Below are 6626 nucleotides of genomic sequence, written 5' to 3'. Positions count from 1 at the left end.
CCGGCGCGGGGCACGGGGACTCCGGGCACGCCGGCTCCGGGCACGGCGACCGCCACGGCCACGGCGGCGGCCACCGAGGGGGGCCGGCGCACGGCCCGCGTTACGTCGCGCTCGGGGACTCGTACACGTCGGGGCCCGCCATCCCTCCGCAGGCCGACCTCGGCTGCGCCCGCTCCGCCCGCAACTACCCCTCCCTGGTCGCCGAGCGGAGAGACGCGTCCGCGTTCGTGGACGTGAGCTGCGGCGGTGCGACGACCGAACAGATGTGGACCGCGCAGGGCACCAACCCTCCGCAACTGCAGGCGCTCCGACGCGACACCGATCTCGTCACGCTGCAAATGGGCGGCAACGACATCGGGTTCGGGTCCATCATCGCCACCTGCGCCGGCCTGGGCGTCCAGAACCCGGCGGGCGATCCGTGCCGGAGCCACTACACCGCCTCCGGGACGGACCAGCTGACCGAAGCAGTCGCGTCGACCGCTCCGAAGATCGAGCGCGTCCTGCGTGCCGTGCACGCGCGGTCGCCGCACGCCCGGGTGCTGGTCGTCGGGTACCCCGACCTGCTGCCCGACGACGGCAGCGGCTGCTTCCCCGCCGTGCCCTTCGCGGCCGGGGACTTCCCCTACCTGCGCGACACCGAGAAGCGGCTCAACGCGATGCTCCGCGAGGTGGCGGTCCGTAACCGTGCCGAGTACGTCGACACCTACGGACCCACCGTCGGGCACGACATGTGCGAGGCGCCCGAGAACCGCTGGATCGAGCCGCTCGTGCCGGCCGCGCCCGCGGCTCCCGCCCACCCGAACGCCAAGGGCGAGCAGGCCATGGCGACCGCTGTGCTGAACCGGTTGAGGTAACAGCCCGGCAAGGGCCGGGCGCGGCCCGGGCGGGGCCCCGGAGCCCCGCCCGGCCCCGAGCCCTCAGCCGCGCAGTACCACCGGCAGGCCCGCCACCACCAGCAGCACCGTCTCGCACTCCGCCGCGAACGCCGCGTTCAACCGCCCCAGCTCGTCCCGGAACCGCCGTCCGGCCGCGGTCGCGGGGACCACGCCCGAACCCACCTCGTTCGTCACCGCCACCACGGTCCGCGAGGTCTCCCGCACGGCGGCGACCAGCTCCGCGGCCCGCGCCCGCAGCGCCTTCTCGCCGCCGTCCGCCCACCGGCCGTCGTCCCAGGCGTCCACCCGGTCCATCGCGTCGGTCAGCCAGAGCGAGAGGCAGTCGATCAGCAGCGGCGGCCCGTCCGCCCGCAGCAGTTCCGCCACCTCGCAGGTCTCCTCGGTGCGCCAGGCGGACGGCCGACGCTCCCGGTGCAGCCCGATGCGCGCCGCCCACTCGGTGTCCCCGTCCCGCCGGCCGCCCGTCGCCACGTACACCACGTCCGGGAAGGTCTCCAGCCGCAGCTCCGCCTCCACCGACTTCCCCGACCGGGCGCCCCCGGTCACCAGAGTGCGGCGGGGCACCTCCGGGAGGGGGAGGTACTCCCCGGTGACCAGCGTCGTCCCGTCGGGCACCGCCCGGGCGCCGGCCGCCGCGAGCCGGCGGTCCAGCTCGGCACCGGGCGGGGCGTCGTGGTCCAGGTGGACGGCGACGATCTCGGTGGCCGGCCCGACCGCGTCCACCGCACGCAGCCGCGCCAGCGCGTCGGGCCGCCCCACCACGTCGCCGACCACCAGGTCGTACGGCTCCGCGAACGGCTCGGCGAGCCCGGCCGGGGCGGCGCCCTGCGGCAGGTACAGCAGCCGTTCGCCGGCGGGGGAGACGACCTCGTACCCGGTACCCGGCGCGTCCATCGGCACCGCCCGCACCCGGTGTCCGCTGATCAGCGTCAGCACCTGCCCGTCCGGCACCCGGCCCGCCCGGGGGAGGCCGGGGGGCAGCTCGACGGCGGGACCGTTCTGCGGGCGGGTCAGCAGCACCTGGCGCACCCCGGCCAGCGAATGCCCCGCCCGGGCGGCGGCGAGCGCCGCGCCCGGGGTGAGGTCGAGCAGCACGGCGTCGTCGACCAGCAGGGCCGTGGTGGCCCGCGCGGACCCGCCGCGGGCAGTCGCGCACATGGCGCAGGGGCAGTCGGGCCGGGGCAGCCCGCCGGGGGCTCCGGTGCCGAGGAGAGTCAGTTCCACACCATGATCCTGCCGCGTGCGCGCCGGGCGTGCGCGCCCGGCTGCGCCCCTGTGACCCGCCCGGACACGGCCCGGGGCCCTGGAGGCCCCCGCAGGGGCGTCCGGAGGGGGGTTCCCGGCCCCCTGACGGCAATGTTCCGGACGATCGCGGCAGGATCGCGGGTGGAGGCCCTAGGCTCGGGGCAGCATCAGGACCCAGGAGGCTGACATGGCGTGGACGTGGCGGTTCGAGAAGTCCGACGGTACGGAGACGGAGCCGGCGCTGCAGCCGGAGGAATTCACGACGCAGGGTGACGCGGAGTCCTGGATCGGCGAGTTCTGGAAGGAACTCCTGGACGGCGGGGCGGACCAGGTGACGCTCTTCGACGACTCCACGAAGATCTACGGCCCGATGAGCCTCCACGCGGAACCGGACCCGGCTCCGGAACCGGACCCGGAGCCCGACGATTCCTCCGGCACCGACGCGGCGGCGGGGCCCGGCCCGGAGGAAGAGACCGTCTGACCGTACGGGAGCGGGCGGACCCGGACACTCCCAGGACCGCCCGCTCCCGTACCGGGCGCCCCGCTTCCCGGACCGCCCATGACCGCCGCTCCCGTGCCGTCCGCGACCGTCGCCCCCTGACCGGTGGGGTCAGATCTCGCCGAGCGTGACCTCGGCCGTCCGCGTGGCACCGCCGCGTGCGTACGTCACCCGGACCTTCTCCCCGGGCCGCTCGGCGGCGAGCGCCTCCGCGAGCGAGGTGATCGTGGTGACCCCGGTGTCGCCGAGCTTGGTGACGATGTCGCCGACCCGCATCCCCGCGTCGTACGCCGCTCCGCCCCGTTCCACGCTCACCAGCGCTACTCCGGCGGGCTGGTAGTCGTCGTCTACGACCGTGCGGCCGGTGATGTCGAGCGCGGCCCTCCCCGAGTCGGTGACCTTGCCCTTGTCGATGATCTGGTCCGCGATGGTCTTCACCGTCGACACCGGGATGGCGAAGCCGATGCCGGGCGCCGCGCTGTTGCCGAGGGCCGGGTCGGTCGCCGCGAGCGTCGGGATGCCGATGACCTCGCTCTCCAGGTCGACCAGCGCGCCCCCGCTGTTGCCCGGGTTGATCGCCGCCGAGGTCTGCACCATGTTGGCGAGGGTCGCCCCCGTGCCGCCGCCCGTCCGGGACTCGCTGACGGTCCGGCCGAGCGCGGAGACGATGCCCTGGGTGACGCTGCTGGACAGGCCGAGCGGCGAGCCCATCGCCAGCACGATCTGCCCCACCTCGACCTTCTCCGAATCGCCGAACTTCGCCGCCCGAAGTCCGTCCGGCGGGTCGTCGAGGCGGATGACCGCCAGATCCTGCGCCGGGTAGGAGGAGACCAGGGAGGCGGCGAGCACCTTCTCCCCGGTGGCGACGCTGACCTTGAAGGACTTCTCGTCGCCGACGACGTGCGCGTTGGTCACGATGTTGCCGTCGTCGTCGTAGACGATGCCGGAGCCCAGCCCGTCGGCTGTCTGGATCTGCACCACGGAGGGCAGCACGTCGGCGATGACGCGCTGGTAGTCGTTCTGCAGCTGCGCGACGGCGCGGGAAGCGGAACCCTGCCGGGCGGCCGACGCGGAGGTCTCGGGGGAGGCCGGACCGGAGTCGGAGTCGGGGTCGGAGCAGCCGCTCACCAGGGCGAGAGCGAGGGCGAGGAGACCTGCGGCCAGGGACGACGGCAGTCGGCGTGCGAGGCCGCGGGAGCGGGATACGTCCATGTCCGGAGTATCCCGTTCGCCCCCGTCCCGCGGTGGGTGCTGCTGGGCCGAACGGACCGGACGCGTCCGGTCGCACGGACAGCGCTCAGGTGTCCGTCAGGCCCGTTCGCCCCGCACGCCGCACAGGTGGAGCAGCGCGGCCACCCGCCGGTACGGATCGGTCCGCCCGGCCCGCTCCTCGGCGGCGAAGATCTGCTCCAGCTCGGCGGCATCGGGCAGCGGGGCGTCGCCCGGGGCGTTGTCCGTGAAGACGCGCACCCCGTACCAGGCGTGCAGCGGCGCCGCGATCCCCGCCAGGGTGGCGGTCAGCGCCTCCAGCCGGTCGGCCCGGACCTGGAGCCCGAGCCGGTTGGTGTAGCAGGCGGTGTCGAAGGCCGCGTGCGCGGAACCGAAGTCACCGGCCGCGGCGGGGCGCATCGCGAGCGCGTCGCCGTTGCGTACCAGCAACGAGAGGAGACCGCCGGGTGCCAGCACCCGGGCCAGCCCCGCCAGGAGTGCGTCCGGCTCCTCGACGTACATCAGTACGCCGTGGCAGAGCACCATGTCGAAGCTGCCGGGCAGGAAGTGGACCCCGGTCTCCGAGCCGTCGCCCTCGATCAGCCGGACGCGCTCACGGATGCCCTCGGGCTCGTGCTCCAGCGCCTCACGGGCCGCCGCCAGCATCGCGGGATCGGAGTCCAGGCCGGTCACCGAGTGACCGGCCCGTGCCAGGCGGAGGGCCTGTGTGCCCTGGCCCAGCCCCACGTCGAGGACGCGCAGCCGCCGGCCCACCGCGAAGCGGGCGGCTATCTGCTCGTCCAGCTGCCGGGCCACGAGCTCCTGGCGGACGATGTTGCGCAGACCGCCGAGCCCCGCGAGCCAGGTGGAGGAACCTCCGGCGAATCCAGGGGTCTGAGCGGTCAGGGCCGCTCTCCTCGCTTGACCTGCGGCTTCGGCAGCCGCAGCCGGCGCATCTGGAGCGTACGCATCAGACCGTAGGCGACGGCGCCGCGCTGCGGGGTGTCCGGGAAGCGGATGCGCAGCTGCTTGCGCAGCCGGAACGCCAAGCCGATGGAGTCCAGGACGATCAGCACGATCACGCCGAGCCAGAGCAGCAGCGAGATGTTCTGGATGTTCCGGATCTGGATCACGCTGAGGACCAGGATGACCACGGCCATCGGCAGGAACCACTCGGCGATGCAGAAGCGCGAGTCCACGAAGTCGCGGGTGAAGCGCCGCACCGGGCCCTTGTCGCGGACCGGGAGATAGCGCTCGTCGCCGGAGGCGAGGGCCTCGCGCTGCTTGGCCATGTCGACCCGGCGTGCTTCACGCGAGCGCTTCACCGCCTCCTTGCGGTCGACCGGCGTGGTCGAGGCACGACGCCGCTGCGTCTGCGCCTCGCTGCGCTTCGGCGTGGGGCGACCCTTCGGAGCCTGGGGGTCGCGGGACTGGGTGGAGAGGTCCGCCGTCACCTTGTCGGTGGGGGCCTTCTCTTCTTTGGCACGGCTACGGAACACAAAACCCAAGGGTACGGGGTCCGGCGGGCGGCCAGTCGGACCGGGCGGGAACGATCCGGCAACGGCCCGCGTCCTCAACGGTGTCCCACAGGGCAAGCAGGGCATCCGCCCCGGCCGGCACCCGGTCGCCCCGCACCCGCCGCCTCCACCTCGGGCGGGAGCGGGCGCCCGGCGCAGTCGTCCTTGGGGAGGAGCACATCGGGCCCCGAACAGTGCGGTAATGGAGGCAGGGCCCGTACTGTGGGTTCTGTTGGAGTGCTGGAGCTCAGTCGTTAGAAGGGGGCGCGCGAAGCCCATGAGCGGTGTCATGAAGCGGATGGGAATGATCTTCCGCGCGAAGGCAAACAAGGCTCTTGACCGGGCCGAGGATCCGCGCGAGACCCTCGATTACTCGTACCAGAAGCAGCTGGAACTGCTGCAGAAGGTGCGTCGCGGAGTCGCCGACGTGGCGACCTCGCGCAAGCGGCTGGAGCTGCAGCTGAACCAGTTGCAGGGACAGTCGTCCAAGCTGGAGGAGCAGGGCCGCAAGGCGCTCGCGCTCGGCCGCGAGGACCTCGCCCGCGAGGCGCTCTCCCGTCGCGCCGCCCTCCAGCAGCAGGTCACCGACCTGGAGACGCAGCACCAGACGCTGCAGGGCGAGGAGGAGAAGCTCACTCTCGCGGCCCAGCGGCTCCAGGCCAAGGTCGACGCCTTCCGCACCAAGAAGGAGACGATCAAGGCCACCTACACCGCCGCCCAGGCGCAGACCCGTATCGGCGAGGCGTTCTCCGGCATCTCCGAGGAGATGGGAGACGTCGGCCTGGCGATCCAGCGGGCCGAGGACAAGACGCAGCAGATGCAGGCCCGGGCCGGCGCGATCGACGAGCTGCTCGCCTCCGGCGCTCTGGACGACCCCACGGGCACCGCGAAGGACGACATCGCCGCCGAGCTGGACCGCATCTCCGGTGGTACGGATGTGGAGCTGGAGCTCCAGCGGATGAAGGCCGAACTGGCCGGCGGCACCTCGGCGGGCCAGCAGGCCATCGAGGGCGGCTCCCAGGACACCGCACCCGGCTCCCAGCAGCAGTCACCGCACCGGTACGACAAGAGCTGAGGACGGTCATGATCGTACGGATCATGGGGGAGGGCCAGGTAGAACTGGCCGACGGCAAGATCGCCGAGCTGAACGCGCTCGACGACGAGCTCCCGAAGGGGACGGACATGGGACCGGCGCTCGTCGGCCTCCCCGGTGACCTCTGCTCGTGTCCGCACTGGGGCTACATGCTCAAGGGCAAGCTT

The 6626-nt window shown here is 73.3% G+C and carries 7 protein-coding genes and 1 pseudogene; 4 read left to right on the top strand and 4 right to left on the bottom strand.

Annotated elements, in window-relative coordinates; translation table 11 throughout:
• Positions 1-854 (top strand): SGNH/GDSL hydrolase family protein (locus ACWD3D_RS31645; RefSeq protein ID WP_451464177.1); only part of this gene is annotated, 854 nt, incomplete at its 5' end.
• 63 nt (positions 855-917) lie between these two features.
• Here ACWD3D_RS31645 and ACWD3D_RS31640 read toward each other — a convergent pair.
• Entirely contained in the window at positions 918-2120 is a 1203-nt protein-coding gene (locus ACWD3D_RS31640; RefSeq protein ID WP_451464176.1) for a bifunctional adenosylcobinamide kinase/adenosylcobinamide-phosphate guanylyltransferase, read from the bottom strand.
• A 208-nt stretch (positions 2121-2328) separates the two neighbouring features.
• Between ACWD3D_RS31640 and ACWD3D_RS31635 the strand changes: the two are divergent.
• Positions 2329-2529, top strand: a pseudogene (locus ACWD3D_RS31635) (hypothetical protein); the annotation flags it as partial.
• 222 nt (positions 2530-2751) lie between these two features.
• On the opposite strand, the gene ACWD3D_RS31630 reads toward ACWD3D_RS31635, so the two are convergent.
• The 3 genes from ACWD3D_RS31630 to ACWD3D_RS31620 form a co-directional block, all read right to left on the bottom strand.
• Positions 2752-3852: a S1C family serine protease gene (locus ACWD3D_RS31630; protein WP_451464175.1), complete on the bottom strand. Its 1101-nt coding sequence runs from the start codon at positions 3850-3852 to the stop codon at positions 2752-2754.
• A gap of 96 nt (positions 3853-3948) precedes the next feature.
• Positions 3949-4692 carry a class I SAM-dependent methyltransferase gene (locus tag ACWD3D_RS31625; protein WP_451464179.1) on the bottom strand — a complete coding sequence of 248 codons (744 nt, stop codon included), beginning with the start codon at positions 4690-4692 and terminating at the stop codon, positions 3949-3951.
• 59 nt (positions 4693-4751) lie between these two features.
• Entirely contained in the window at positions 4752-5348 is a 597-nt protein-coding gene (locus ACWD3D_RS31620) for a DUF3043 domain-containing protein (protein WP_451464174.1), read from the bottom strand.
• 307 nt (positions 5349-5655) lie between these two features.
• Between ACWD3D_RS31620 and ACWD3D_RS31615 the strand changes: the two genes are divergently transcribed.
• Positions 5656-6441 carry a PspA/IM30 family protein gene (locus tag ACWD3D_RS31615; RefSeq protein WP_451464173.1) on the top strand — a complete coding sequence of 262 codons (786 nt, stop codon included), beginning with the start codon at positions 5656-5658 and terminating at the stop codon, positions 6439-6441.
• Between the two features lie 8 nt (positions 6442-6449).
• Positions 6450-6626, top strand: a 177-nt coding sequence (pspAA, locus tag ACWD3D_RS31610; RefSeq protein ID WP_451464178.1) for a PspA-associated protein PspAA, incomplete at its 3' end; no start/stop codon positions are given.

The sequence above is a fragment of the Streptomyces sp. NPDC002690 genome, from assembly GCF_053592415.1.
Note: the sequence above shows the minus strand (reverse complement) of the source record. Positions and strands in the feature narration are given on the sequence as shown.

Excerpts from the sequence above, each read along its gene's own strand:
- ACWD3D_RS31630 (WP_451464175.1), bottom strand. The coding sequence starts at position 3,852 with ATGGACGTATCCCGCTCCCGCGGCCTCGCACGCCGACTGCCGTCGTCC.
- ACWD3D_RS31615 (WP_451464173.1), top strand. The coding sequence starts at position 5,656 with ATGAAGCGGATGGGAATGATCTTCCGCGCGAAGGCAAACAAGGCTCTT.